The sequence below is a fragment of the Streptomyces sp. NPDC033216 genome, assembly GCF_055577115.1.
On record NZ_JBVIQK010000001.1, the window covers coordinates 272,262 to 298,649 of the forward strand.

22 protein-coding genes and 1 pseudogene are annotated in these 26,388 nt (G+C 71.0%); 13 read left to right on the top strand and 10 right to left on the bottom strand.

Going from position 1 to position 26,388, the window contains the following annotated elements; genetic code table 11:
• Window positions 1-59: 59 nt before the first annotated feature.
• Window positions 60-1,121, top strand: a pseudogene (locus ACZ5Y0_RS01230) (aldose epimerase family protein); the annotation flags it as partial.
• A gap of 161 nt (window positions 1,122-1,282) precedes the next feature.
• On the top strand, window positions 1,283-3,070 hold the full coding sequence (locus tag ACZ5Y0_RS01235) for a pyridoxal phosphate-dependent aminotransferase (protein WP_469126566.1): 1,788 nt from the start codon (window positions 1,283-1,285) through the stop codon (window positions 3,068-3,070).
• A gap of 29 nt (window positions 3,071-3,099) precedes the next feature.
• Here ACZ5Y0_RS01235 and ACZ5Y0_RS01240 read toward each other — a convergent pair whose 3' ends face one another.
• The 3 genes from ACZ5Y0_RS01240 to ACZ5Y0_RS01250 form a co-directional block, all read right to left on the bottom strand.
• Window positions 3,100-4,533, bottom strand: coding sequence for a family 43 glycosylhydrolase (locus ACZ5Y0_RS01240; RefSeq protein ID WP_469126567.1), 1,434 nt, complete (start codon window positions 4,531-4,533; stop codon window positions 3,100-3,102).
• Complete coding sequence (locus ACZ5Y0_RS01245; RefSeq protein WP_469126568.1) at window positions 4,515-5,531, bottom strand: arabinan endo-1,5-alpha-L-arabinosidase; 1,017 nt, start codon at window positions 5,529-5,531, stop codon at window positions 4,515-4,517. The genes ACZ5Y0_RS01240 and ACZ5Y0_RS01245 overlap by 19 nt, the downstream gene beginning before the upstream one ends.
• 427 nt (window positions 5,532-5,958) lie before the next feature.
• A complete protein-coding gene (locus ACZ5Y0_RS01250) occupies window positions 5,959-6,327 on the bottom strand; it encodes a winged helix-turn-helix transcriptional regulator (protein ID WP_469126569.1) in 369 nt (122 codons plus the stop codon).
• A gap of 84 nt (window positions 6,328-6,411) precedes the next feature.
• Between ACZ5Y0_RS01250 and ACZ5Y0_RS01255 the strand changes: the two genes are divergently transcribed.
• Complete coding sequence (locus ACZ5Y0_RS01255) at window positions 6,412-7,317, top strand: NAD(P)-dependent oxidoreductase (protein ID WP_469126570.1); 906 nt, start codon at window positions 6,412-6,414, stop codon at window positions 7,315-7,317.
• Between the two features lie 245 nt (window positions 7,318-7,562).
• Here the strand turns inward: ACZ5Y0_RS01255 and ACZ5Y0_RS01260 are convergent, their stop codons facing one another.
• Window positions 7,563-8,213, bottom strand: coding sequence for a DUF4360 domain-containing protein (locus ACZ5Y0_RS01260; RefSeq protein WP_469126571.1), 651 nt, complete (start codon window positions 8,211-8,213; stop codon window positions 7,563-7,565).
• Between the two features lie 509 nt (window positions 8,214-8,722).
• Between ACZ5Y0_RS01260 and chvE the strand changes: the two genes are divergently transcribed.
• Window positions 8,723-9,808 (top strand): multiple monosaccharide ABC transporter substrate-binding protein, encoded by a 1,086-nt coding sequence (gene chvE / locus ACZ5Y0_RS01265; RefSeq protein ID WP_469126572.1) that lies wholly within the window; start codon window positions 8,723-8,725, stop codon window positions 9,806-9,808.
• Between the two features lie 33 nt (window positions 9,809-9,841).
• Here the strand turns inward: chvE and ACZ5Y0_RS01270 are convergent, their stop codons facing one another.
• From ACZ5Y0_RS01270 to ACZ5Y0_RS01290, 5 genes are all read right to left on the bottom strand, one after another.
• Window positions 9,842-10,300 carry an RrF2 family transcriptional regulator gene (locus ACZ5Y0_RS01270; protein WP_469126573.1) on the bottom strand — a complete coding sequence of 153 codons (459 nt, stop codon included), beginning with the start codon at window positions 10,298-10,300 and terminating at the stop codon, window positions 9,842-9,844.
• Window positions 10,301-10,333: 33 nt separating this feature from the next.
• Window positions 10,334-11,848, bottom strand: a complete 1,515-nt coding sequence (gene arfA, locus ACZ5Y0_RS01275; protein ID WP_469126574.1) for an arabinosylfuranosidase ArfA — start codon at window positions 11,846-11,848, stop codon at window positions 10,334-10,336.
• A 448-nt stretch (window positions 11,849-12,296) separates the two neighbouring features.
• Window positions 12,297-13,169: a carbohydrate ABC transporter permease gene (locus ACZ5Y0_RS01280; RefSeq protein WP_469126575.1), complete on the bottom strand. Its 873-nt coding sequence runs from the start codon at window positions 13,167-13,169 to the stop codon at window positions 12,297-12,299.
• On the bottom strand, window positions 13,166-14,107 hold the full coding sequence (locus ACZ5Y0_RS01285; RefSeq protein ID WP_469126576.1) for a carbohydrate ABC transporter permease: 942 nt from the start codon (window positions 14,105-14,107) through the stop codon (window positions 13,166-13,168). Before ACZ5Y0_RS01285 ends, ACZ5Y0_RS01280 begins: the two co-directional genes overlap by 4 nt.
• Window positions 14,104-15,462, bottom strand: coding sequence for an extracellular solute-binding protein (locus ACZ5Y0_RS01290; RefSeq protein ID WP_469126577.1), 1,359 nt, complete (start codon window positions 15,460-15,462; stop codon window positions 14,104-14,106). Before ACZ5Y0_RS01290 ends, ACZ5Y0_RS01285 begins: the two co-directional genes overlap by 4 nt.
• Window positions 15,463-15,773: 311 nt before the next feature.
• On the opposite strand from ACZ5Y0_RS01290, the gene ACZ5Y0_RS01295 reads away from it, so the two are divergent.
• The 6 genes from ACZ5Y0_RS01295 (at window position 15,774) to ACZ5Y0_RS01320 (ending at window position 22,770) form a co-directional block, all read left to right on the top strand.
• Window positions 15,774-16,382 (top strand): toxin-antitoxin system, toxin component family protein, encoded by a 609-nt coding sequence (locus ACZ5Y0_RS01295; protein WP_469126578.1) that lies wholly within the window; start codon window positions 15,774-15,776, stop codon window positions 16,380-16,382.
• A complete protein-coding gene (locus ACZ5Y0_RS01300; RefSeq protein WP_469126579.1) occupies window positions 16,379-17,746 on the top strand; it encodes an MAB_1171c family putative transporter in 1,368 nt (455 codons plus the stop codon). Before ACZ5Y0_RS01295 ends, ACZ5Y0_RS01300 begins: the two co-directional genes overlap by 4 nt.
• Before the next feature lie 473 nt (window positions 17,747-18,219).
• On the top strand, window positions 18,220-18,729 hold the full coding sequence (locus ACZ5Y0_RS01305) for a toxin (RefSeq protein WP_469126580.1): 510 nt from the start codon (window positions 18,220-18,222) through the stop codon (window positions 18,727-18,729).
• Window positions 18,726-19,934 (top strand): MAB_1171c family putative transporter, encoded by a 1,209-nt coding sequence (locus ACZ5Y0_RS01310; protein WP_469126581.1) that lies wholly within the window; start codon window positions 18,726-18,728, stop codon window positions 19,932-19,934. Before ACZ5Y0_RS01305 ends, ACZ5Y0_RS01310 begins: the two co-directional genes overlap by 4 nt.
• The gene (locus ACZ5Y0_RS01315) at window positions 19,931-21,106 is read left to right on the top strand and encodes an MAB_1171c family putative transporter (protein WP_469126582.1); all 1,176 of its coding nucleotides are present in this window, start codon (window positions 19,931-19,933) and stop codon (window positions 21,104-21,106) included. The genes ACZ5Y0_RS01310 and ACZ5Y0_RS01315 overlap by 4 nt, the downstream gene beginning before the upstream one ends.
• Window positions 21,107-21,357: 251 nt before the next feature.
• Window positions 21,358-22,770 carry an NAD(P)/FAD-dependent oxidoreductase gene (locus ACZ5Y0_RS01320; RefSeq protein ID WP_469126583.1) on the top strand — a complete coding sequence of 471 codons (1,413 nt, stop codon included), beginning with the start codon at window positions 21,358-21,360 and terminating at the stop codon, window positions 22,768-22,770.
• A gap of 939 nt (window positions 22,771-23,709) precedes the next feature.
• On the opposite strand, the gene ACZ5Y0_RS01325 is transcribed toward ACZ5Y0_RS01320, so the two are convergent.
• The gene (locus ACZ5Y0_RS01325; protein WP_469126584.1) at window positions 23,710-24,102 is read right to left on the bottom strand and encodes a hypothetical protein; all 393 of its coding nucleotides are present in this window, start codon (window positions 24,100-24,102) and stop codon (window positions 23,710-23,712) included.
• Between the two features lie 192 nt (window positions 24,103-24,294).
• Here ACZ5Y0_RS01325 and ACZ5Y0_RS01330 point away from each other — a divergent pair, with 192 nt between their 5' ends.
• The 3 genes from ACZ5Y0_RS01330 to ACZ5Y0_RS01340 are packed head-to-tail and all read left to right on the top strand — an operon-like array spanning window position 24,295 to window position 26,313.
• Window positions 24,295-24,735 (top strand): helix-turn-helix domain-containing protein, encoded by a 441-nt coding sequence (locus ACZ5Y0_RS01330; RefSeq protein WP_469126585.1) that lies wholly within the window; start codon window positions 24,295-24,297, stop codon window positions 24,733-24,735.
• Complete coding sequence (locus tag ACZ5Y0_RS01335) at window positions 24,732-25,238, top strand: hypothetical protein (protein ID WP_469126586.1); 507 nt, start codon at window positions 24,732-24,734, stop codon at window positions 25,236-25,238. Before ACZ5Y0_RS01330 ends, ACZ5Y0_RS01335 begins: the two co-directional genes overlap by 4 nt.
• Window positions 25,231-26,313: an MAB_1171c family putative transporter gene (locus ACZ5Y0_RS01340; protein ID WP_469126587.1), complete on the top strand. Its 1,083-nt coding sequence runs from the start codon at window positions 25,231-25,233 to the stop codon at window positions 26,311-26,313. Before ACZ5Y0_RS01335 ends, ACZ5Y0_RS01340 begins: the two co-directional genes overlap by 8 nt.
• Window positions 26,314-26,388 lie beyond the last annotated feature (75 nt).

Sequence of the window (26,388 nt, forward strand, 5' to 3'; positions counted from 1 at the left end):
GCAGCGGGCCCCGCCGGAAGGCGGGGCCCGTTCTGTTTCCGGTGGACGAGGCAGGAAGGGGAAGGCGGACAGTGGTGAAGACCCGCTTCGGCACGCTGGCCGACGGCACCGAGGTCTTCCGTTGGGCCCTGGACAACGGCGGGACCCGGCTGAGGGTCCTCGACTACGGCGGGATCGTCCAGTCCCTGGAGATCCCCGACCGGCACGGCCGCTACGCCAACGTCTCCCTCGGCTTCGACGCCATCGAGGACTACGTCGCCGGCAGCCCGTACTTCGGCGCGCTGATCGGCCGGTTCGGCAACCGCGTCGCCGACGGCCGCTTCACCCTGGACGGCGAGAGCCACCAGCTGCCCGTCAACGACGGAGCCCACAGCCTGCACGGCGGCACCGAGGGCTTCGACCGGCACCTCTGGGAGGTCGAGCCGTTCACCGACGGCCCGGACCTCGGCCTGCGCCTGTACCGCACGAGCCCCCACGGGGAGATGGGCTACCCGGGCACGCTGAAGGTGCAGGTGACATACACCCTCACCGAGCGCGGCGAGTGGCGCATCGACTACGAGGCCACCACGGACGAGGCCACCGTCGTCAACCTCACCAGCCACGTCTACTGGAACCTGGCCGGCGAGGGAAGTGGCACGGTCGAGGACCACGAGCTGGCCATCGCCGCCTCCCGCTACACGCCGACCGGCCCGGACCTGATCCCCACGGGCGAACTCGCCGAGGTCGCCGGCACCCCCTTCGACTTCCGCGAGACCAGGACGATCGGCCGCGACCTCCGGGCCGGTCACGTCCAGCAGGTCCGGGCGAAGGGCTACGACCACAACTGGGTCCTGGACAAGGGCGTCACCGCCGGTCCGGAGCACGTGGCCACGCTGCGCGACCCGCGCTCCGGCCGCACCCTGGAGATCGCCACCGACCAGCCGGGACTCCAGTTGTACTCGGGCAACTTCCTCGACGGCACCCTCACCGGCACCGCCGGCCGCGCCTACCGCCAGGGCGACGCCGTCTGCCTGGAGACCCAGCACTTCCCCGACGCGCCGAACCATCCGTCGTTCCCCTCGACGGTGCTGCGGCCGGGGCAGACCTACCGGACGACGACGGTCCACTCGTTCGGCGCCTGACACACCTTCAGTGTGGCGCACGCCCCTGCCCGGTTCCCCGGTGCTTGAACAGCGCCACACCCGTCTCCGTATGTAGGGGCGGCCCGTGCTCCCCCGCGCGGGCCACCCACATGACGACGGGCCCGGTCGTCCCCGCCGGGTCCGCCCCATACGGAGGTTCCATGGCCGACAACGTCACCTCGTTGTTCCGCAGCACCGCCGCGCACAGCCCGTCGATGGCGGCGCTGACGCGGGAGGGCGGCGACGGGGGCGGCCCGGTGGACTTCTGCATCCCCTGCAACCCGTACTTCCCCACCCCGAAGATGTTCGAGGACATGTCGGCACGGCTGCGGGACATCATCACGTACTACCCGAGCAGCGCCGACACGATCACCGCCGAGTTGTGCAGCCTGCTCCAACTGCCCCCGCAGGCCGTCGCCATGGGCAACGGGTCCACCGAGCTGATCACCTGGATCGACCACCTGCTGGTGCGCGAGTCCCTCGCCGTCCCCGTCCCCACCTTCGGCCGCTGGACCGACCAGCCGATGGAGACCGGCAAGCGGGTCGACATGTTCCCGCTCCAGGAGTCCAGCGGCTTCGCCCTGGACCTCGCGCAGTACGCCGAGTTCATCCGCGCTCGCGGCACCCGGGTCGCCGTCATCTGCAACCCGAACAACCCCGACGGCGGGTTCCTGCACAAGCACGCGATCGTGCAGTTCATGGACGCGATGGCCGACCTGGACCTGGTCATCATCGACGAGTCGTTCCTGGAGTTCGCCGACGCGGAGGCCGAGCCCTCGGTCGTCCAGGAAGCGCTGCTCCGTCCCAACGTCATCGTCCTGCGCAGCCTCGGCAAGAACTTCGGCCTGCACGGCGTCCGCTTCGGCTACCTCGTCGCCAACCCGGCCCTGGCCGGGCGCGTGCGCTCCATGCTGCCCAAGTGGAACCTCAACTCCTTCGCCGAGCACGTGGTGTTCATGCTGAAGGAGCACGGCCCCGAGTACGCGCAGAGCCTGATGCAGGTACGCCGCGACCGCCTCGACATGGCCGGCCAGCTCTCCTCGCTCCCCGGCCTGACCGTCTACCCCTCCCAGGGGAACTTCCTCTTCGTACGCCTTCCCGTGGGCGCCGAGGGAACGGTGGTCCGCGACCGGCTGCTCACCGAGCACCGGATCCTGGTCCGCGAGTGCGGCAACAAGATCGGGTCCTCCAGCCGCTTCCTGCGGCTCGTGGTGCGCCCCCAGGTGGACGTGCGTCGCCTGGTGTCCGGCCTGGAACAGGTGCTCTACGGGACCAGGAGGGGAGCCGCCGTGCCCGAGCCGGGCAACGCGACCAGTTACAGCTCGGGTACGGCGGCGGTGGACCGGCTGGTGGGAGCGACGAACGGGGCGGGTGCGCGGGGCCTTGCCGCGCAGGCACAGGCCATGGGAGGCGGGACGCCGATGCCCATGCCGGAGCCGGTACCGGCCGCGCCGCCGGTACCGGTGCCGGCGCAGGTACCGGTGCCGGCGGCGGCGCAGGTACCGGTGCCGGTGCCGGCGCAGGTACCGGTGCCGGCGGCGGCGCAGGTACCGGTGCCGGCGGCGGCGCAGGTGTTTCCGCAGTCCGTTCCGGCGCCGGCTCCGGAGCCCGTGCTGATGCCCGCGCCCGTTCCGACGCCCAGTCCGGCACCCGTGCCCGCGCCCATGCCCGCGCCCATGCCGGCGGCGGCCGCGGCGGCGTCCATGGCGCCGGTACCCCCGCCGATGCCGACACCGATGCCGGCACCCGTGACCGCGCCCCTGCCCTCCGCGCCGAACGCCGGGCCGATGGGCGGGCCGGGCGGGCAGACCCCGCCGGGCGTCCCGGCCCGCGGTGGCCTCACGGCCGCGCAGGTGCGGGGCACCAACGGCCTCTCACCCGCGGCCACGACAGGCTGGCCGAACGCCCAGAGCTGGCCCAACCCCGCGGGGATGGGCCAGGCGGGCTGACCGGCCGAGGTCGCTGGGGACCCCGGAGGTCATGCCGGGGTCAGGCGCCACTGTTGGCAGGTGTTGTTCAGCCACGTCCACTGGCGGACGTCCGCCGAGTCCGCCGCGGAGCAGTTCGCCACGTCGGCGACCTTGCCGGTGGCCTGGTTCACGATACGGACGTAGTCACTGTCCGTCGCGACGAACCGGAACCGCTGGCAGGTGTTGTTCAGCCACGACCACTGACGGAGGTCGGCCCCGTCGGCGGTGGAGCAGTCGGCCGTGTCCAGGACCTTGCCGGTGGCGACGTTCACCAGCCGGCTCGTGTCGTCGCCCTGGTCCTCCAGACGCCACCGCTGGTTCGCTCCTGCGCTGCACGTGTACTGCTGCACGTCGGCCCCGTCGGCGGTGGAACCCCCGGCGACCTCCAGGCACTTCCCGCTGTTGCGGTTGCGCACGGTGTACGTTGTCGAGGCCGCCGAGGGCTCGCCGGAGGGACCCGTCCGACTCGCCCCGAGACGAACCGGCGTACCGAGGTTCGGCGTGCCGTCGGAGTTCCAGGTGAACCTCTGCGCACGGGTCGTACGCCCGTTGTCGCAGCCTTCCGACGCCGCGTCGTTGGCGTGGTAGACGATCCAGCTCTCGGTGCCGTCGGGGGAGGTGAAGAAACCGTTGTGGCCGGGGCCGTACACGCCGTTGGCGTCGCTGCGCTGGAAGACGGGGGTGGACTTCTTCGTCCAGGACGACGCCGACAGCGGGTCGCTGCCCGTGAGGGTCAGCTGCCCGAGTTTGTAGTCGGGGGTCCAGCAGCCGCTCGCGGAGTAGATGAGGAAGGTCCGCCCGCCCCGCTGGAGGATCTCGGGCCCCTCGTTCACGGACCCTCCGCCCTTCTCCCAGGAGTCGGTGGGAGTCGAGATGGTGGAGAAGCCGGTCGCCAGGGTGTACGGGTTGGACATGCGGGCCGCCACGAGGTTCTGCGTGCCGCCGCTCGCGCTGCCGAACAGATAGAGCTGACCGTTGATCGTCGCGACCGTCGGGTCGAGCATCCAGGCGGAGTTGAGCTGGTTGCGGTAGGTGTAGGGCCCGAGGGGGTCGGAGCCCGTGCTCTCCAGGACGTGCGTGCGCTGGGTGGAGTTGTAGTCGGTGACGTTCTGACCGGCGACGTAGTACAGGTACCAGCGGCCGTTCAGGTAGTGCAGCTCGGGCGCCCAGATGTTGCAGCAGCGGCTCGCCGCGTCACCCTGCCAGACCTGCACGCTGGGCGCGGTGGCGAGTCCGGCGAGGGTGGCGGACTTGCGGATGGTGATGACGCTCGTCCAACTCGTCGTCACCAGGTAGTAGTTGCCGTCGTGGTATGTGATCCAGGGGTCGGCGCCCTTCTGTGACGTGACGGGGTTGGCGAACGAGGCCGCGCCGGCGGTGGACTGCCCGACGGAGAGGGCGAGCAGGAGCGCGGCCAGCAGGGTCAGTAGGCGACGGGCCATCCGCTGCTCCAGTTCAGGAGGTTGACGCCGAGTTTGGGGGTGCCGTTGTCGTTGCCGTCGTAGTAGTGGTAGACGATCAGGTCGCCGTCGGTGTCCTTCATGATCGACTGGCCGCCGGGGCCGATGTACCGCCCGTGCGACTCCAGGACCGGCGTGCCGCCGTTGTTCATGAGGGCGACGCCGTTCCTGTCGTAGTACGGACCGGTGACGCTGGTGGCGCGGCCGACCTTGACCTTGTAGGTGGAGCTGGTGCCGGCGCAGCAGGTGTCGTAGGAGGCGAAGAGGTAGTAGTAGCCGTTCCGCTTGACGATGTACGGCGCTTCGACCGCCTTGGTCCCGGTCGGGCGGGAGGCGAGGGAGTAGCGGGTGGTGTTGCCCGCCGACTGTTTGCCGGTGGCCGGATCGATCTGGATCATCTTCAGGCCGGTCCACCAACTGCCGAAGGACAGCCACCACTTGCCGTTGTCGTCGACTAAGAGGTTGGGGTCGATGGCGTTGTGGTCGCTGGAGGTGGTGGAGGTGTGGACGGTGCCGCGGTCGGTCCAGGAGCCGGGCAGTCCGGTGGTCGAGGTGGCCAGGCCGATGGCGGACTTGTTGGAGCCGAAGGTGGAGACGGCGTAGTACATCAGGTACTTGCCGCCCTGGTACGAGATGTCGGGCGCCCAGGCCTCGGTCGTCCCGTACGAGGACCACCAGCTCGGCCTCGTCGAGAAGGCGTCGCCGCCCGCGCCGAACGCGATGCGGTCGGTGGAGGTGCGGTAGGAGAGACCGCCGCCGGTGGCGTAGAGCAGGTAGCGGCCGCCGGACGTGCGGATCATCGTCGGGTCGTGCACGACGGTGGATCCGGTGACCGTGCCGGGGTTGGGGTAGGCGGAGGCGGCCGAGGGGACCAGGGCGAGCAGGACCGCGGCGGGGAGCGAGAGCAGTGCGGCCCGCCGGGAGGTGCGGGGGGTGCGGGGGGTGCGGGGGGTGCGGGGTGCTGGTGAGGTGCGGCGCATGCGGACGCTCCTTCAGTGGGGTTTACCGTCCGGGATACCGAACAGCAGTCGCGTCATCGGACGGGACCGTAGGATCGACCCCCTTGCGCGTCAATGGTCCGCGCAGTACCGAAACTCTCGCGAGAACGCCTGCGCGACCGGGAACCCGCCGGACGGCCACGTCACCGGCGGCCGGGGAATCCACACCGATCAGCATCTTCTTCGGCGGAACGATCACGGCCCCGGTCGCAGGAGTCTGGCCGTACAAGCGAACACGGTCACCCGCATCGCCGGGCGTCGAGCGCCGACCTCGGCAACCGGGCGTCACCGCGGTCGCGGTGGCGCCCACCCACGCCCGTACGTGCCCATCCACGCCGGCAATCGCCCGCGAACCGCAAACCGCAAACCGCAGACCGGGGACGGGGAACGGGGACGGCGGCCGGGAGGCCTAACCTTGCGGGACGTCGGCCGTCGCCGCTCCACAGCCTTCGCGGCGCATCCGTTCACTCCCCCAGACGCCGAGCGGCGCGAGCGCGTTGTTGAGCGTACGCCCGTGCTCGGTCAGGGAGTACTCCACCCGTGGCGGCACCTCGGCGTAGACCTCCCGGCGCACGAGTCCGTCCGCCTCCATCTCACGCAGATGCTGCGTCAGCATCTTCTCGCTCACTCCGGGCAGACCGCGACGCAGCTCCGCGAAACGGCGCACGCCGTGGACGTCGAGCTCCCACAGGATCCATCCCTTCCACTTGCCGCTCACCACGTCCAGCGCAGCCTCGATGCCGCAGAGGTAAGGCCCGCGTCTCGGCGCCCTGGCCATCACTCGTCTCCCTTACGAAAAGGTAAGTACCGCAGAAAATAGTGGGTACTTCCGAGGTTAGTGGCGTCGGCAGAGCATGGACGGGTGAACGAACAGAACCGCACCACCAGGCAGAACAGCGCTGTCAGCGTGATCGGGCTCGGCCCGATGGGCCAGGCGATGACACGTGCCCTCCTCACCGCCGGCCACCCGGTCACCGTCTGGAACCGCACCGCCGGCCGGGCCGACGGCGTCGTCGCCGACGGGGCGACGCTCGCGGCCACAGCCGGCGAGGCGGTGGAGGCGAGTGACCTCGTGATCCTCAGCCTGACCGACTACCGGGCGATGTACGACATCCTCGACAGCGCGACCGCGTCACTAGCCGGCCGGACGCTGGTCAACCTCAGCTCGGACACGCCCGACCGCACACGCGAGGCGGCGGCCTGGGCGGCGGGCCACGACGCCGCCTTCCTCGTCGGTGGTGTCATGGTCCCGGCGCCGATGGTCGGCACGGAGGCGGCCCACGTCTACTACAGCGGTCCCGAACAGGTGATGAAGAACCACCGGGCGGCGCTGGAGCGGCTCGGCACTCCGAGGTACCTGGGCGCAGATCCGGGCCTCGCCCAGATGATGTACCAGGCCCAGCTCGCGGTGTTCCTCACCACCCTGTCCGCGTTGATGCACGCCACCGCGATGCTCGGCACCGCGGGGATGACGGCGACCGAGGCACTTCCGGAGCTGCTCTCCTTCACCGACTCGATCGGCGCCATGCTCCGGGCCGGTGAGGAGACTCCCGGCGCAGCTCTGGACGCCGGGGAGCACCCCGGCGACCTCAGCACCGTCACCATGATGGGCGCGACGTCCGACCACATCGTCGAGACCAGCACGTCGGTCGGCCTCGACCTCGCGCTCCCGCTCGCCGTGCGGGATCACTACCGGCGCGCGATCGAGAACGGACACGGCGGAGACAACTGGACCCGCATCATCGACAGCATCCGAGAGCCGCGCTGACCCGGCGCCGCACAGGTCGACGCTCAGGTGCCGGCTCTCCGGGCGACGCCCAAGGCAGCCGGGCAGCCGGGCAGCCGGGCAGCCGAACTGGACCGCGCGGGCGGAACGGTCCGCCGCTCCAAGGCCGGCAGAAGCGGCCCTCAGCTCGCTCTCTCCCCCAGTGCCTGCCCAGTGCCTGGGCCGACTTCGTGGCCCAGGCCGGCACGTGAGACGAGGGGGCCGCCCGCGCGGGCGGCCCCCTCGTCTCACGTGCCCGGACACTCCTTCCACGCCATGTGGTACACCGTGCTGATGTCGCCGTCGGTCGAGTCCATGGTCATGAAACTGACCTTGCCCGGTGCGGAGCTGCCCGCGTTGACCCGTAGCTCTGTGTTGATGTTGAAGTTGCGCTGGACCCCGCAGGGCGCCCACACGAGCTGTGCCCAGTCGGTGTTGTCGGTCGCCTGCCAGTTGTCGTTGTAGGCGCCGGTGACGGGGTGGTTCTTGTACACCGTGCTGGACGAGCCCTGGAAGTAGTACGAGGCCCGCTGTACGGCGGTGGCGCCGGGCTGGAGGAGGGCGAAGCCCCGGTAGTCCGCGCTGGCGATGGCGTAGGTGAAGCCCTGCGGGACGTGGACGACGAGGTTGAGCTGACAGTTCTTGCGGAACGCCGTCGGGTCGGAGTTGCCGCCGGCCTGAGCGAGGTAGTCGCTGTAGGTGACGGTGAAGGCGGTGTTGTCCTCGGAGACGGCGATGGCGGCGGTGCCCGCCGGGCAGCCGGAGCCGTTCACCGTGGCGACGTCGATGACGATCTTGTCCGGGGGCGGGTCGACGAACCCGAAGGACGGGTTGTGCGCGGGAAGCGCGGAGGTGACGAGAGCGGCGACGGCGCCGCTCAGAAGGAGCCCACCTGTCATGGTCTCTCCCTGGGTCGGGGGGTGACTGCGCCCGCGCTCTCACGCCAACTGCGTGAAGAATCAATGGAGTTGAGGTGAAGAACCGGGGCGTTCGCATCGTAGGGAGGCCCCGGCGACCCGGGCAGGCCGAACTCCGGCCATTCACCTCGACGCGTTCACACCGACACCGGGTGTGTCTGCGGGTAACTCCCCTCGCCCCGCGTTCCGTTCCTTTCTGTGACCGTTCCTGTTCGACCCGTTGACACCCCGCACGCCCCCTCTTAGGGTCGCGCCAACATTGCGATCATGTGACGAGATTTCGAACGGCGAACCTCCAGGTGCACACCGGCAGAGACATCACGAGAGTCGACGGGGACCCGGATGTCAGGCCGCACCGCCGCACATCTCCGGATCCATCACGGCGCGCCCCTCACTCCGCGGTCCGGTCTGTCCAGCGCGCCCCGGGATCCCCCGTAGGCACGGGCGTCAGCTGGCTTCCTCAACGACGAGAAGAACAAGGAACGATCACCATGCGCACTCGAAGAGCCGCCCTCCGCACCTTCGCCGGAGCCGCGTCCCTCGCCCTCACCTTGTCCGCCTGCGGCGAGGACAGCGAGGTCAGCTCCAGCTCCGAGGGCGGCACCATCGGGATCGCCATGCCGACCCGAGCCTCCGAGCGCTGGCTCACCGACGGCAAGAGCGTCGTCAAGGACCTCCGGACCAAGGGGTACGAGACCAAGCTGGTCTACGGTGACGACGACCCGAAGGCCCAGGTCGCGCAGGTCGCCGACCTGATCGGGCAGGGCGTCGACGCACTGATCATCGCGGCCATCGACAACAAGTCGCTGGACGGCGTGCTCCAGCAGGCCGCCGACGCGCACATCCCGGTGATCTCCTACGACCGGCTCATCCTCGGCTCCAGGAACGTCGACTACTACGTGTCCTTCGACAACGAGCAGGTCGGCCGGCAGCAGGCCCGCTACATCATCGACCGCCTCGGCCTGGAGGACGGCGAGGGCCCCTTCGACATCGAGCTGTTCGCCGGGTCTCCCGACGACAACAACACCAAGTACTTCTACGACGGTTCGATGCACCTCCTTCAGCCGTACCTGGACAGCAAGCAGCTGATCGTCCGGTCCGGCGAAACCGCGCTCGAGAAGATCACCACCTTGCGCTGGGACGGGCCGACCGCGCAGAAGCGCATGAGCCGCATCCTGTCCACGTCGTACAACGGCAAGACGGTCGACGCGGTCCTGTCGCCGTACGACGGCATGTCCCTGGGCATCCTGTCCGCGCTCAAGTCCTACGGCTACGGCTCCGGCGGGAAGGCTTTCCCGATCATCACCGGTCAGGACGCGGAACTGGCCTCGGTGAAGTCGATCATCGCCGGCGAGCAGTCGCAGACCGTCTACAAGGACCTCCGCCAACTCGCCACGGTGGCCGCGAACATGGCCGACGACATACTCAAGGGCAGGACGCCGAGGATCAACAACAGAAGGGGCTACAACAACGGCGTGAAGCCCGTGCCCGCCTACCTGCTCCAGCCGGCGTCCGTCGACAAGAGCAACTACAGCTACGTTCTGGCCGGTTACTACTCCGCCGAGGAGCTGAAGTAGCGGTCGAGCGCCTGGCCGGGCCCGTGCTCGGCGTCACGGGTTCTCCCAGGCCGTCGGTTCCGCCGCCAGGTCCCGGACCGGCGCGGGCAGGGTGTCCGCGGCGAGGTCGGCCACCGTGACGCCCTCCAGGACCTTGCGGACGTTGGCGCGCAGGGCGATCCACAGGGGCAACAGGGGCTGTGCGGTGCCCGTGTAGGTGAGGCCGGTGGGACGTTCGCCCCGGACGGACACGATCGGGCCGTCGACCGCCCGGATCACGTCCGCGACCGTGATCCGGGCGGCGTCGCGGGCGAGCCGGTAGCCGCCGCCTCCGCCGCGCCGGCTCTCGACGACGCCGCCGCGCCGGAGGTCCCCGAGGATCCCCTCCAGGAACTTGTGCGGGATGCCCTGCTCGGCGGAGATCGTCTCCGCCTTCACCGGGTCGCCGCCCTGCCGTACGGCCAGTTCCAGTACCGCCCGTACGGCGTAGTCCGCCCGTGCCGAGATCCTCATACCGACATTGTGGGGCAGCCGGCGGCGTCCGGTTCAGGCCAGCCGGATCACGTTCCAGGACAGCGGCTCCAGCGTCGCCCTCAGCGTCCCGTCCGTGACCGCCGTACCGTCCACGGCGTGCGGCGCGACCCGCTCGGGGTCGTCGAGTGTGTTGCGGGCGTCCGGGTCGGCGTCGGCGAGCGCGCTGTGCTCGACGAGCCGCGAGACCCCGAGACCGGTCAGCGTCACCTCCAGCGGCAGCGCCTCGGTACGGCCCCGGTTGACCGCGAAGATTGTCACCGAGCCGTCCTGCGCGCGTACGGCGGTGGCGTGCAGCAGGTCCGCCTCGCCGTACTTCCGGGTCTGGTACGTCGGTGAGTCCACCCGGACGTCGAGCACCTCGCCCCGCCCGTACCGGGAGGCCTGCGCGAACGGGAAGAACGTCGTCTGGCGCCAGGCCGGGCCGTCCGGCTCGGTCATGATCGGCGCGATCACGTTCACCAGCTGGGCCAGGCAGGCGACGGTGACGCGGTCGGCGTGCCGCAGCAGGGCGATCAGGAGCGAGCCGAAGACGACGGCGTCGGTGACGCTGTAGTTGTCCTCCAGGAGGCGGGGGGCCTCGGGCCAGTCGTCCTGCGCGAACGTCGTCGCCTGCTCCTGCCAGCGGGACAGGTACCAGACGTTCCACTCGTCGAAGGAGAGGTTGATCCTCTTCTTCGACTTCAGCCGCGCGCCGACGTGGTCGCAGGTGGCGACCACGTTCTCGATGAAGGACTCCATGTCGACGGCGGAGGCGAGGAAGGAGTCCACGTCGCCGTCGACGGGCTCGTAGTAGGCGTGCAGGGAGATGTGGTCGACCAGGTCGTACGTCTCCGCCAGGACCGTCGCCTCCCACGCGGCGAACGTCGGCATCGACTGGGCCGAGCTGCCGCAGGCGACGAGTTCGACGCCCGGGTCCTGCTGGCGCATGGCGCGGGCGGTCTCGGCGGCGATCCGGCCGTACTCCTCGGCGGTCTTGTGGCCGGTCTGCCAGGGGCCGTCCATCTCGTTGCCGAGGCACCACAGCCGGATACCGAAGGGGTCCTTGTCGCCGTGCGCGGCACGCAGGTCCGAGAGCGCCGTGCCGGAGGGGTGGTTGGCGTACTCCTGGAGTTCGAGGGCCTCCGCCACGCCACGGGTGCCGAGGTTGACCGCCATCATGGGCTCCGCCTGCGGGCCGATCTTCCTCAGGAAGGCCATGTACTCGGAGAGACCGAAACGGTTGGTCTCCGTCGAGTGCCACGCCAGGTCCAGACGGCGGGGGCGGTCCTCCACCGGCCCGACGGAGTCCTCCCAGCGGTAACCGGAGACGAAGTTGCCGCCGGGGTAACGGACGGCGGTGACGCCGAGTTCACGGACGAGGTCCAGGACGTCCCGCCGCAGACCGCCCTCGTCGGCGGTGGCATGGCCGGGCTCGTGGATGCCGGTGTAGACGCAGCGGCCGAGGTGCTCCACGAAGGAGCCGAAGAGGCGGGGGTTGACCTGACCGACGGTGAAAGCGGGATCGAGGGTGAAGCGGGCGGTTCGCATGCGCGCCTTTCGAGGTGGGTGGTCGGTGTTGGCTTGACGGGTGCGGCCGCGCGGCCTTGCGGTGGCTCGTCGCGCGGTCGCCCGCGCCCTGAAGGACGGCCGGCCGTCCTACTGCCGGTGCGTGCAGGTGTCCAGGCCGAGTTCGGGTGTGCCCTCGTCCGCCGCGACGAGGCAGCGGTGCGCCAGAACGTCTCGCCCCCGTCCCTGAGGAAGGACCGGCCACCGGTCCCGACGTACCGGCCGTGGCCTTCCGGGAGGAGGTCTGTGCCGTCCGTCGGCATCGGGGTGTCGGCGCTGTCGGCGTACGGGCCCGTGATCGTCGTCGATCCGCCGGTCCTGATCCCGTACGTCTCGCTCGCATCCGCGCGGCACGCGGCGCAAGGGGCGAAGAGGCGGGAGTGCCGTCGCGCGTCCGTGGCGCCTCACCTCGGTGGCTCTCCAGGAGGAGTCACTGGCCCGCGAGGCCGGTGTGCGCGACACCTGCCACGATCTGCCGCTGGAAGAAGACGAAGACGATGATCAGCGGCAGGCCCGCCATGAGACCGCCGGCCATGAGCTGGGCCCACTGGATGCCGTAGGAGTTCATGACGGTCGCGATGCCGTTCGGCATGGTCATGAGGTCGGGGTTGTTGGTCACCATGTACGGCCACAGGAAGTTGTTCCACGAGGCGATGAAGGTGAAGATGCCGACCGCCGCCAGCGACGGGCGGGAGAGCGGGACCACGATGGTGAAGAAGACCCGCCAGCGGCCGGCGCCGTCGATGAAGGCCGCCTCCTCCAGTTCGCGCGGGATGCCCTGGAAGAACTTGTAGAGGATGTAGACCATCGCGGCGGGCGCGCACTGCGGCAGGATCATGCCCCAGTAGGTGTCGACCATGCCCATCTGCTGGACGGTGGTGAACAGCGGCACGCCGAGGACCGCCGGGGACACCATGAGGCCCGCCATCACCACGCCCATGAGGAAGCCCTTGCCGCGGAACTCCGTGCGGGCGAAGCCGTAGCCGGCGAGCGCGGCCACCATGAGCACCACGGCCGTCACGCACACCGAGACGACGAGGGAGTTCACGAACCAGTTGGTGATGTTGCCGGTCTCGAAGATGGCCGACCACGCCTGACCGGTCCAGTCCTTCGGCAACCAGTGCGGCGGCACCTCGACGGCCTCGGTCTCCGACTTCAGGGAGGTGAAAACCGCCCAGACCAGCGGCGAGAGGAACACCAGGGAGACGGCGGCGCCGAGCAGGGTGAGCACGATCTGGCTGGGCGACCACGCCCTGCGGGACTCGGCCCGTGCCGGTGTGGCGGTCTGTGCGGCGGTGGTCATCGGCCGCCCTCCTCACGGTTGCGCAGCAGCCACATCCGCGCGAGCGCGACGGCCGCGATGAGCACGAAGAAGATGATGGAGATCGCGGAGGCGTAGCCCACGCGGTAGCTGGTGAAGCCCTCTTCGAGGGTGTACTGGACGAAGGTGCGGGTCGATTCCTCGGGACCGGTGCCGAAGTCCATCATCACCACCGCCTGGTCGAAGACCTGGAGCGAGGCGAGGATCTGGAGGGCGATGACGAGCCCGGTGATGTTGCGCAGCATCGGCAGCGTGATGTGGACCATGCGGTGCCAGGCGTTCGCACCGTCCAGCTTGGCGGCCTCGTAGAGGTGTGCGGGGATGCCCTGGAGGGCGGCGAGGTAGAGCAGGAAGCTGAACCCGACCGTCCACCACAGGGTGCAGATGACGACGGCGAGCATCGCGTACGACTTGTCGGTCAGCCACGGTGTGTCGATGCCGAAGACGTAGTTGATCATTCCCGTGCCCGGGTTGAACAGCCACTGCCAGAGATTGGCGGCGACCGTGGACGGCAGCAGGAACGGGGCGAAGAAGCACAGCCGCCACAGCCACTTGGCGCGCTCGATGTGGTGGGCGAGCATCGCGAGGAGGAAGGCGAGCGCGGTGATGCACGGCACCACGAGAAGGGTGAAGTAGGCGCTGTGGCCGAGCGCGTCCCACACCAGTGGGTCGCCGAGGGCCTCGCGGTAGTTGTCGAGGCCGACGAAGCTCGCGCCGTCCCCGGTGATGTTGGCGTCCGTGAAGCTGAGGTACAGGCCGCGCAGCAGCGGCCAGATCACGAAGAGCGTGAACAGCGCCAGGAACGGCGCGACGAACCAGCCGCCGTGCTGGAACCCCTGTCCGCGGCGGAGGGTGGCGCCCCGCGCGGCGGTCTTCGCACGCGCGGGGCGGATGACGGCCTCGGCGCTGGTCGTCGTCATGCGGCCGCACCTCCCTGGGCGGCGGTCCTGCCGTCCATGGGGTTCTTCGAGGCGAGCAGCGCGGTGAGCGTGCTCCTCATGCGGCGGGCGGCGGCATCCGGCTTGGCGGAGCCCATCGTCGAGGAGACGACGATGGGACCGACGCGCTGGGCCAGGATGCCGGTGGAGCCCGCGAACCAGACCTTCGGCTCGGCGGCCTGGTGATCCATCGCCGTGACGTACTCGTTCTGCGGGCTCAGCTTCTGGTACGCGGCCGTGGACAGGGTCGGCGTGTACGCCGGGATGTGGCCGCCGGCCGCCCACTGCTGGGCGTGCCTGACGACGTAGGCGGCGAGCCGGTGGGCGGCGTCGTCGGCGGCGCCGCCGCGGCCGGACTGGTGCGGCAGGACGAAGGCGTGCGACTCGGCGTGGGTGGCCTGCTCGCCGAAGACGGGCGGCAGCGGGGCGGCGCCGTAGTCGAGTTCCGCGGCGTCGAAGACCGGCACCGACCAGTTGCCCTCCCAGACGAAGGGGGCGCCGTTGACGAACTGTTCGGCGCCCGCGCCGCCGCCGAATCCCGGGTCGGCGTAGCCGTCGGTGATGTGCCGGCGGAGGAACTCCAGGACCTGGGTCGCCTTGTCGGTGTCGAAGGTGACCTCGGTGTTGGCGGCGTCGAACCAGGTGCCGCCGAGCTGGGTGTAGAAGGCGACGAAGAACCACCACTGGAAGTTCTGGTCGTTGTGCCACAGGCCGATGGTCTGGAGCCCCTTCCCGGTGGCCTGCCTGGCCTCCTTCAGCGCGTCGAACCACGCGTCGGTGGACGTCACGGACACCATCCGCCCGTCGGCGCCGAGCAGGCCCGCCTTCCTCAGCACGTCCTTGCGGTAGAAGCAGAGCTGGACGTGGATGTCGAGGGGGAGGGCGTACAGCTCGCCGTCGATGACGGCCCGCTTCCACAGCGCGGGGTTGAAGTCCGCCTCCCGCACGCCGTACCTGGCGAGCAGGTCGACGTCCCAGGGGTCCAGGAGGCGGCCGGGCGAGAAGCCGGTGACCCGGCCCATGTGCATGACGCCGAGGTCCGGTGCGCGGTTGCCCGCGGCGGCCATGGCGAGCTTGGTGTAGAAGGGGCTGCCCCACTGGAGGGTGGAGTCCTTCACGTCGATGCCGGGGTTGTCCTTCCGGAAGGCGTCCAGCATCGCGATCATGTTGTATCCGTCGCCGCCGCTGAAGAGGTTCCAGTACCGGACCCGGGTGTCCGCACCGGAGGCGAGCGCGTCGGCTCCGGTCCCGAGCGCCGCGAACCCGAAACTGCCCGCGACGGTCAGGCCGCCGGCGGCGGCCAGAAGTTGCCTGCGACTCAGGCCAGGTCGTCCCATGTCCTGCCCTACTGTTCGACATCTCGAATTGTGCCCGTAACTTCGAACGGGACCGTAAATTCGATGCGCCCTCGCGTCAATGGTTCTGACAGGACTGCCAGGACTTCCGGCGCACCTTCCCGACACTGCGTCTGATAGCGCTTTCTGCGGGGCGGGCGCTCGGAATCCGTGCCATATCGTTGCCCCGTCGGCGTCCCGCCCGTCCCACGCCGGCGCCACGCCCGCTCCGCGCCCGCTTCCCCGTGACGCGGACGCCTCCGGCCGCGTAGCCTCGGGGACGGCTGCCGCAGGGCGGCCGGAAAGGGGACCGGATGGACATCGCGGGCGTGCGCGGAACGGCTGCCCGGATCACCTCGGAGCTGCGGCGCGCGAGGACCGGCCCCGCCATGCGCCGTCTGGCCGGCGAACTGACCGCCGCGGTGCGGGCCCGGCCCCGGACGCCGGACGGAGTGCGCGAGGTCGCCCACGCGCTGTGCGAGGAGATGGCCGCACTGCGCGGCGGACGGCCCGTCGAGCTGCGCTTCGAGCGGTTCCCCGACGAGATCGAAGTGACCGGCCTGTGGGTGGAGTTCGAAAACTTCGACCTGGTCATCGTGGAGGAACGCGCCGAAGAGGTGCAGCAACTCGTGATCCTCGGGCACGAGTTGTGGCACCTGCACGCCGGACACGACCACCACCACAGCGCCGGTACGGCGGCCGCCCGCGCGCTCGCCGTACGCCCCGCCTGGCACGACGGCATCCTCGCGGTCGCCGCCCGCAACGGCTCCCGCGCACAGGACGAGGCACAGGCCGACGACTTCGGCCACCGCCTGGCAGCCGCCCTACGGCCGCTGCTGCACGGCGACGACACCGCCGTACCCCTGGAACCCGTTCAGCGGTCCCTGGGCTACCGGGGACGCGGAGGAGCTGACCGACGATGAGCGCCCTGACCCCCGCGGCGGCGCGGCTCACCGAACCGCTGGCCCTGACACCGGCCGGCTTCGTCAACGAGTTCTACCCCTCCTTCTGGTGGATCCCCGCCGGGATCCTCGCGGCCGCCCTCGCGATCAAACTGCCCAGCATCATCCGCCTGTGGACCGACCCGCTGCTGCGGGCGGTCGGCGGGCTGCTGTTGCTCGCCCTGGCGGTGTTCGTGTTCGTGGCGCCGTCGACGATCGCCTGGGTCAACCGGGTCACCGGCGTGCCCAACATCTCCGGTCCCTGGGTGTACTCGCTGCTCACCGCGTTCTGCGGCTCGTGTCTGCTGCTGATCATCACCTGGCGCAACGGCCTGTCCGACCGCTCCGCCCGCACCCGCTCCGCCATGCGCTGGGTCCTCGGCACCTACGCCGGGGTGATCGCCGCGCTGTGGGTGCTGTTCGCCCTCGCCGAGATGCCCGAGGAACGGCTGCGCGACCTCGACACGTACTACGCGAACACGCCGTACGCCCGCGAACTGATCGTGCTCTACCTGCTCGCGCACACCGCGGCCACGCTGATCACCAACGCGCTGATCTGGAACTGGGTACGTGCCGACGGACTCGACTCCCTGCTGCGCTGGGGGCTGAAGTTCCTCGGTGTGGGCTACGCGGCCCAGTTGCTCTTCGACGCGGCCAAACTGACCGCCGTGGGCGGCCGGTGGGCGGGGCGGAACCTGGACTGGCTGAGCACGGCCGTGGCGCCGCCGCTGGCCTGCCTGTCCGCCGTCCTGATCGCGGTGGGGTTCATCCTCCCGCACGCCGGCCAGTACCTCCACGACCGCTGGCAGGTCCGGTTCGCTGTGCGCGAACTGCGGCCGCTGTACCTGCTGATGAAGGCCGGCAACGGCGGCGGCGTCCCCCGCGTCCTGCGCTCCGCGCCGGACCTGCGCCTGATCCGCCGGGAGACGTTCATCCGCGACGGGCTGCTGGCACTGGCCCGGTACGTCGACGAGGACCTGCGAGGCCGCTCCTACGACGCGGCCCTCGCCCTCGGCTTCCCCGCGGACCGGGCGAAGGCACTGGCCGCCGCGGTGACCGTGCTCGACGCGGTGGACGCCAGGAGCCGCGGGCTGGAACGCGACACCGACGGCGAGTCCGACACGACCGACCTGCTCAGGGACATCGGCGCGGTGTCGCGTGCACTGCGACAGCCGGACGCGGTACGGGCGGTGAGGGAACGGGCCGCCACCAAGGACGACGGCCGGGCCGCCGCCCCGACGAGCGGAGTCCGCGCCGACGCCCCCACGGGCGGAGTCCACAGCGACACCCCCGCGGACGGAGGCCGCACCGGCACCCCCGCGGGCCACGAACGCGCCCAGCGCTAGCGGCAGCGGCGCCCCGGCGGATGCCTGCGGGCCGAACAGGGACATGAAGGCACCGCCCCGGGCGGACGGCGAACGCACCGGGCGCCCGGCTGGCGGGCCGAACGCACGGCGGGCGTCCTGGCGTTCCGGTGGGGGCGTCCGATGCGAGGGCGAGTGGCCGGCGTGGGATCGCGCCGCGCGGTGTGCGTGACTCTTCCACCCGGTGTTCACCGGACCCGCACACTCGCCGACAAAGGCCGGATCTGGTGGGCGGGGCGTGGGTCGTTCCGGGCGGGGAGCGGGGAGTGGGTGGGTGACACGGGAGGTTTTCGGCCAGAGGTGTCGGGCCGCCGTATCCCGTTCATCCGTTACAAGCGGTTCCTCCCCACCGAGTTCGCGCCGAATCTTCCGGGCGTCGGAGGCGGAGGTAGCTGAGACGGCACAGGTCTTGGCATATTGCAGGACCGAACGCCCGCGCAGCCACGGGGAGAACCGTGCGTACGAACAGGGAGATGCGTCGCCTCGCCGACACCCTCATCGCTCCCATCCGGGTTCCGGTCCCGGCCGAGCCCGAGGCCCTGTTCGACGCCGTCGTCGCGGCCGCGGCGCGATGGCGGGGCCGCGACATCGTCGTGCACCGCGCGGTGTTCCCACCCCACACCGCCAGCGGGCTCTGGCTGGAGGGCGAGAGCCACGACGACGTCGTCATCGACGAACGGGCCGCCGTCTGGCATCAGATCGTGATCTTCTGCCACGAGGTGTGGCACATGCACCGGCGTCAGACCGACGCCGTGCCCGGCGCCGCTCCGGCCGCCGCCGCCCGCACCGACTTCTCCCTCTCCGACGAGCAGGAGGCCGACCGCTTCGGCATGCTGATGGGCCGTCGGCTGCGCTCCTGGCTGGAGGCCTCCGCCGACTCGGTGTACGCCGACCGCGGCGACGACACCCAGGACATCGCCGGCCGCATCGGCGCGGCCCTCAACTACCGCGGAACCCGCAGGTGAACGGCGCGCCCCACTACGTCAGCGCCGCCGTCCTCTGGCTCGGCCTGCTGGTGCGGGCCCCCGATCTGCTGCGCCACCGGCACGACCCCTATCTGCGGTCCATCTGCGCCGTGCTCGGTCTGGCCGGACTCTGCTTCCTGCTCGGCGCCCCGCCCACGGTCGGCGCCGTCAACCGCCTCGGCCGGACACCGAACCTGGCCGCACCGCTGACGTACGCCGCGATCACCGGATACAGCGCCGCCTCCCAGGTGCTGATCGTGCACTGGCGGGGCGGACCGCGGGTGCGACGGACGGCCCGGCGCTGGATCCTGGCCTACACGCTGGTCGTCCTCGGCATCGTCACGATGTTCGTCCTCGGCGACGCGCCCGTGGAGCGGCGCACCGACCTGGACACCTACTACGCGAACACCCCCTACCTCCGCGAGATGATCCTGCTCTACCTGCTCGGGCACCTCGCCGCCGTCGGCGTCACCAGCGTTTCCGCCCTGTGCTGGGCCCGCCAGGTGCGCGGCTGGCTGCGGGCCGGCCTCGTGACGCTGGGCCTGGGCTCGCTGTGCGGGGCCGTGTACAGCCTGTCCAGGCTCGCCGCCGTGGCCGCCCGCTGGACCGGCCACGACTGGTCCGCCCTGGTCACCGAGGCCTCCCCGGCGGCGGCCGGACTCGGCGCGGTCATGACGGTCGTCGGCGTCCTCGTCCCGCTGGCCGGACCCCGGCTGACGGAGTGGCGGCGGACCCGGCGCGCCTACGCCCGCCTCGAACCCCTGGAACGCGAACTGGACGGCGTGCTCACCCGTCACGCCCTGCGGCTGCCCCCGCCGTGCTGGGTGCGGCCCGCCACCCGGCTCGTCTGGCGCCGGACCAGCATCCACAACGCGCTGACCCACCTGGACGCCTACGTCGACCGCGACCTGTACGACGTGACGCGGCGGGCCGCCCTGCGCCGTACCGGCGACGCGGAGCGAGCCGCGGCGACGGCCTGGGCGACCGTCATCGCGGCGGCCGTACGACGGGAGGCGCAAGCCGGGCCGGACGGGGGCGACGCCGGCGTGTCCGGGGAGTCCGACTGGTTGCTGGAGCGGGCGCCGGACCCGGCCGCGCTGGTGCGCATCGCCGACGCCCTGGCCGGCGAACCCCTCGTGCGCGCCGCCGCGACGGAAGCGGTGGCGGCGGCCGGACCGGTCCCCGCCGAACGGAGGACCCCGTGAGCCTCGTCGTCTATCTCGCCGGCGCCGTCCTCCTGCTGTCCGCCGCCGTTCTGTTCCGCAGGCCCCGCTCGGCCGCGTCCAACCCCCTCACCGTGTCCACCTGTGTCGCGATCACCCTCGGCGCACTCGTCTTCGTCTGCTCGGCGCCCGTCACGCTGGCCGCCGTCAACGACCTCACCGGCATCCCCAACTTCGGCGCCCCGCTGACGTACGGCATGCTCTCGGCGTACAGCTGCTCGCTGCTGATCCTGCTCGCCCACTGGCGGGGCGGGCCGCCCGAGCGGGTACGGCGGCAGGTGCTGGGCGGCATCGCCGTGTACGGACCGCTGATCGTGGCCGTGATCGTGCTGTTCGCGCTCGCCGACGCACCCACCGAACGGCTCACCGATCTCGACACCTACTACGCGAACACGCCGTACATGCGCGAGATGATCGTGCTCTACCTGCTCGGGCACACCGTGGCGATCGTCGCGATGGCCGTGGTCTGCGTGCAGTGGATGCGCGAGGTCACCGGGCTGCTGCGGACCGGGCTGCTGCTGATCCTCGTGGGCGCGCTGCTGGACCTGCTCGGCTTCCAGCTGACCAAGTACACCGCGGTCGTGGCCCGTTGGAGCGGACACGACCTCGACTTCCTCTCCACCACCGTCGCCCCGCCGATGGCCGCCCTCGGCGCGCTGCTCTGCTCCGCCGGCTACGTCCTGCCGCGGCTGCTGCCGGCGGCCGTCGCGCACGGGCGCGGACTGCGGGACCACCGGCGACTGCGGCCGCTGTGGGACCGCGTGGGGTTCGTGTCGGTGGCTCCCAAGCCGCCCGTTTCCTGGTGGCGGCTGCCCGAGGAGCGGTTGCACTGGCGGGAGGTCGCCATCCACGACGCGCTGCTCGCCCTCGCCCCCTACTTCGACGACCGGGTACGGTCGCGGGCGCTCGCCGCCGCGCTCGCCGAGGGCCGCGGCGCGCACGAGGCACGGGTCGCCGCGGAGGCCGCCATGCTCGCCGAGGCCGCCCGACGGGCCGCCGCGCGGGAGGCGCCGTGCGAGACCCCGAGCGCCCACCGGCTGCACGCCACCGAGGTGTCCGGCGCCGCAGGACTGGTCGAGCTGGCGCAGGCACTGGCCCGAACTCCCGCCCCGGACGCGATCGGTGAAGGTACGGTGAAAGCCTTCCACGGCTGAAAGCCTTCCCGGCCGGATGCCTGGTGCGGCGGCAGGCCTTCGTGGCCGAACGTCCTGGTGGGCGGGTCCCTTCGCGGCGCACGTGCCGCGGGGCCGGTCCCCCGGTGGCCGCACCTCCGCCGTGGTGGCGTCCGCAGTCAGGATGTCCGCCGCCCCGATGTCCGCCGTCCCGCTGCTTGTTGTGTCCGCAATGACCGTCATGCCTGCCATGACTGCCATGACTGCCTTCATGGCCGAGTACGAGGAGCCCCATGTCCAGTAGAGCTGTCGTCATCGGTGCCGGGCTGGCCGGCATGCTGGCCGCGGCGGCCCTGTCCACCGTCGTGGACGAAGTGATCGTGCTGGAACGGGACGACCTGCCCGACGGGCCGGAACACCGCAAGGGCCTGCCGCAGGGGCGGCACGCCCACCTCCTCATGGCCGGCGGACTCGCCGCCATGGAGGACCTCGTTCCGGGCGTCGGCATGCGCAAGCACCTGCTCGCCGCCGGGGCCCGCGAGATATCCCTCAGCTCCGGCATGATCGCCCTCACGCCCGAAGGCTGGTTCCGGCGCTGGCGCCACGAGGGGCCGCGGATGATGACCTGTAGCCGGGCCCTGCTCGACTGGGCGGTCCGCGACGCCGTGCTGGCCAACACAGGCGTCCAGGTCCGCAAGGGTCAGGTACGGGAACTGACCGGCGACGCGCGGCGCGTCACGGGCGTACGGGTCGCCGCTCCCGACGGGGACGAGGTGATCGACGCCGCATTCGTGGTCGACGCGAGCGGACGGGGGTCGCGGGTCGTCACATGGCTCTCCGGGTTGGGCATCTCGGACGTGCGGGAGAAGACGGTCGACGCGGGGCTGGTCAACGCCACGCGGGTCTACCGCACCCCCGAAGGAGCCGAACGGTTCCCGCTCACCATCATCCAGGCCAACCCGTACCAGGGGCGGCCCGGACGCAGCGGCATGGTGCTGCCCATCGAGGACGACCGGTGGATGGTCAGCCTCGCCGGGACTCGGGGCGGAGGCGAACCGCCCTCCGACCCGGACGAGTTCCTCCGGTACACCCTCGATCTGCCGCATCCCCTCGTGGGGCGGCTGATCTCGGGCGCCGAGCCGCTCACCGACATCCACGTCAGCCGCAGCACCAGCAACCACCGGCGGTACCTGGAGAAGACGCGGGAGTGGCCCGAGCGGTTCGTCGTCCTCGGTGACGCGCTGGCCACCTTCAACCCGGCGTACGGGCAGGGCATGTCCGTTGCCGCGCTCGGCGCGCGGGTGCTGAGCCGGGAACTGGGCCGGGGCGGCGGGGTCGGGTCGGCGGGCCTCGCGCGGCGCGTGCAGCGGGGGGCCGCGTCGTCGGTCGGGGCGGCCTGGACGATGGCCGTCAGCCAGGACGTCTGGTTCCCCGGAACGCGGGGCGGTGCCCCGACCGTCGCGGACCGGCTGGTCACCGGATTCACCCGGCGGGTGATCCGCACGGCCACGGGGTCGTACGGCGCGGCGTCGGCGGTGTGGGACGTCACCAGTCTCACGGCCGGCCCGGAGCGGTTCCTTCGCCCGTCAGCGCTCCTGGCGACCCTGAGCGGCCCACCGCTGCGGACTCCGGCGGGGCCGCCGCTGACCGAGACGGAGCGGGAGGTCCTACGAGGGCTGGAGGGGTCCGGCGCGGCGGTGGGATGAGGTCGGGTGACGTGAAGGGGTGACCGTGGCGGGTCGGCTGATGCTCGGGAACGCGGCGGGCTGCGGCCCCGGGCGCGGCTGCGCCGTCCGCCTGAGGGGCCGACCGCCCCCGACGCCCTCCTCGCCGCGGTCGGCGGCCTGGTCCTGATCCTTCGGGATCACCGCCCGCCTGCCGCGTCCGCGCAGGGGGGTCCGGCCACCGCGGGACGAGTAGGCCCTGTCGCCGACGACCGCGTCCGGCCGGGTGCGCGGGGCGGCCGACGGGGCGAGGATCCGTGTCGTCGGGGGCACGGTGATGAACCGCGGGCCGTCCGCGGGCCGTCCGCGGCATGGCCCCCGGTCGGCACGAGGACCGGCGCGCGGCGTTGGCGGTCGGCGCGAGGTGGACCGTGCTGATCCGTCGCCCCTGAACGTCCCGCGAGAGCGGCCTCCAGCCGGAGTGTTCGTCGACGCCGGATGCGTCGAGTACCAGTCGGAGACCCGGCCGGCCATGGCTCGGGCGGCGGTGGAGTCGCCGCCCTGGAAGATCTCCGGATGAGGGCGTTCGGGCCGCTCCCGCTCGGGACCGGTCCCGGCAACCTGCCCGTTCCGTCCTTCGAGGCGGCCCCTTTCGGCCTGGCTTCCTCCGCCTCGGCGGCAGCCGCCTCCGGAGCGGTGAGGACGTCCTCACCTCGGTGCGTCCCGGCAGCGTCGTAGTGGGCGCCCGCGGTGGTGGAGTCCATGCCGACCAAGGACAGGTCGACTCCGCCCCGACGTCGCGGCTTCCGCGGTCGCGCCCTCCAGCACGGCCTCCACGACGCGCGGCATCACGCCACTGCCGGAAGGGGTGGTGGACGGTCGACCGGGCGCCGACCGCCTTCGGCGTGTTCGCCACTGACCGCCGTGCGGCATGCCGCGCCGGCAGCATTCATTCCCGCGTTCGCCGCCGGTGGCCGTCGGTCAGCAGAGTTTGCGCTCGCCGGACTTGACCTTGTTGCCGGTCGAGCTGACCGTCTCGGTGTAGTAGGTCGCGTTACCGTCGCAGCCGGCGATCACCGTCATGTTGCCGTTGCCGAACAGTGCGTGCGTCCGCGATCCCACCGTGACGTCCGTCTGGAGGGTCCTCTTCTTCTGGATCCTGACCGTCAGCGTGACACGGCTGGAGCCGCAGTCGGTGCGGCTGCCCACCCCGACGATGGTGCCGTTGGCGCCCGGCTGGGGCGGATTGGCACCGAGGGCACAGGCGAGCGGGCCGGCTTCGGCCGCTAACGCCGGATTCGCCATCGTCATGCCGGTAGCGATCAGGGAACCCGCCAGGGCGAGTGCGCCGAGTGTCCGAGATGTGCGGTTCACAGAGAGACCTCCTGGTCGATGCGACAACACTGTCGACAGCCCACCCGTCCGGTCGACCAACCTCCCCGCGCTCGAACCGAACGGACCCGGGCCGCCATGCGAAACGGTAACGACCACCACCGGGGCCGTCAACTGAGATAAAGAAAGAATGCACATCTCATTCACGTCAGTTGTCACCGCTAGACTGAGGGAATGGCAGACAGCAGCGTCAACAACCCGCTGGCGGCGAAGGTGAACCGTTTGTTCAGCGTGGTTCGCCGTTCGTCTGACGGCGACGAGTACACGTTCGAGGAGGTCGCCGAAGCGATCAAGGCCCAGGGTGGTCCCACCATCTCGGCGACCTACCTGTGGCAGCTCCGCAAGGGGTTGCGCGACAACCCCACCAAACGGCACCTCGAAGCACTCGCACGGTTCTTCGGCGTACCACCCGCCTACTTCTTCGACGATGCGGAAGCCGAGCGCATCGACGCCGAACTGGCCCTGCTCGCCGCGCTGCGTGACGCGTCGGTGCGGCAGATCGCGCTGCGCGCTCGAGGCCTGTCCACGAAGAGCCTCGGAGCGATCAGGGACATGGTCGACCACGTCCGTGAACTCGAAGGGCTGCCCGATCCCGCAGGCGAAACCGACCGATGACGCGGATCAACCGGCACCGGCTGAGGCGTCGCTGTGCCAGGGCGCTGCGCGAGCTCGGGCTGCCGGACACGTTCGACCTCCCGACGCTGTGCGCCGCGCTCAGCGCGCAGCGCGGTCGGCCGCTCCGGCGCATGCCCGTGCCCGGCCTGTTCGACGTGTGCGGGTTATGGATCGCGACCGACAGCGCCGACTTGATCGCCTACGAGCAGCACACGAGTGCGCCACACCAGGACCACATCGTGCTGCACGAGATCGGGCACGTTCTGTGCGACCACTTCCCAGCCACTCTCAGTACGGCCGAGCAGGCACAACTCTTGCTCCCCGACCTCGACTCGGCCATGGTCCGGCGGGTGCTGGGCCGCTCCGGCTACTCAAGCGTCGAGGAACGCGAGGCGGAATTCCTTGCGTCCCTGCTGGGGCAACGCACACGCCCCGCGCGGACGGACGAATCCGTCGCCGGCCGCCTGCGCTCCGCCCTGGACGACACTCCCCACTATGAGTGAGCTGGTACGCCGCTACGGTCCGGCGCTGATCGCCTGGGCGATGCTGCTGTGGCTGCGGCCGAGCCCGGCACCAGGTCGTCGACTGGTGCGGCTCTGCGTACTCGCTCTGGCCGTTTCGCAGACGCTGCTCACGCCCGCCGCGATCGGTTTCACGCGGGTCGTGGGCCTGGCCGGCATCGAGCGGCTCACCGGCCACGTCGCCATGCTCGTCGCCACCTGGGCAGGTTCCCAGATCCTCCTGCGCTTGCACGGACATCAGGCGCGGGCGCGGGTGAACACGGCTTGGGTCATATGCACCGGCACCGTCATGTGCCTCCTCTTCGCGCTCACTCCGAATCTGGAGCCACAGTCGCCCTGGGTCATGGAGTACTGCGTCGCCTATGCCGTAGCACTGTTCCCCGAACTCACCGTCATCGGCTGCCTCTGCATGCGGGAACTCCGCACGGTCCCGGACCGGACGCTCCGTCTCGGCCTCGGACTGATCGTCGTCGGGATCTGCGCGGCGGCCTCCTACATGACGAGCAGAACCGCGGTGGCCGTCTCGGCCCGCGCCCCCTTCGACTTCGCCTGGGGACAGTCCTTCGCCATGAGCAAGGCGCTGCCGACCGCAGCTCATCTCCTGGTGCTCGCCGGGGTGGCGGTACCGGCCACGGCGGGGTGGCTGCGCCGGTACCGGCGCTATCGCCGTCTCGCCCCTCTGTGGTCCGCCCTCTACCGGGCCGAACCCGCTATCGCCCTGGAACGTCCGAGCCCCCTGCATCCCCGGAGGCTCTTCCCCACGCAACTTCAGCTGTACCGGCGAGTGATCGAGATCCGAGACGGCCTCCTGGCGATCCGCCCCTACCGAGCCCAGGCCGACACCGTCACCGTCACCGGGCAACTCGACGGCCACCAGCAGGAAGCGGCCGAGATCCTGGCCGCCCTGCACGCCCGAGAGACGGGAGCACCGCCCGGCGTGCCCCCGTCCACCACGCCGGGCGGCCACGACCTCAGCAGCGACACCGAGTACCTCTGCCGCCTCGCCGACGCCTACCAGACCCTCGCTGGAGCTGACCGGCGGCGCACGAAACGCTGAGGAACCGCAGCAGCCAGGCGAAGGAGGTGTCCCGACCGGCGCCGTGACGTCCCGGCCCCCAGCTCCACGCAAGTC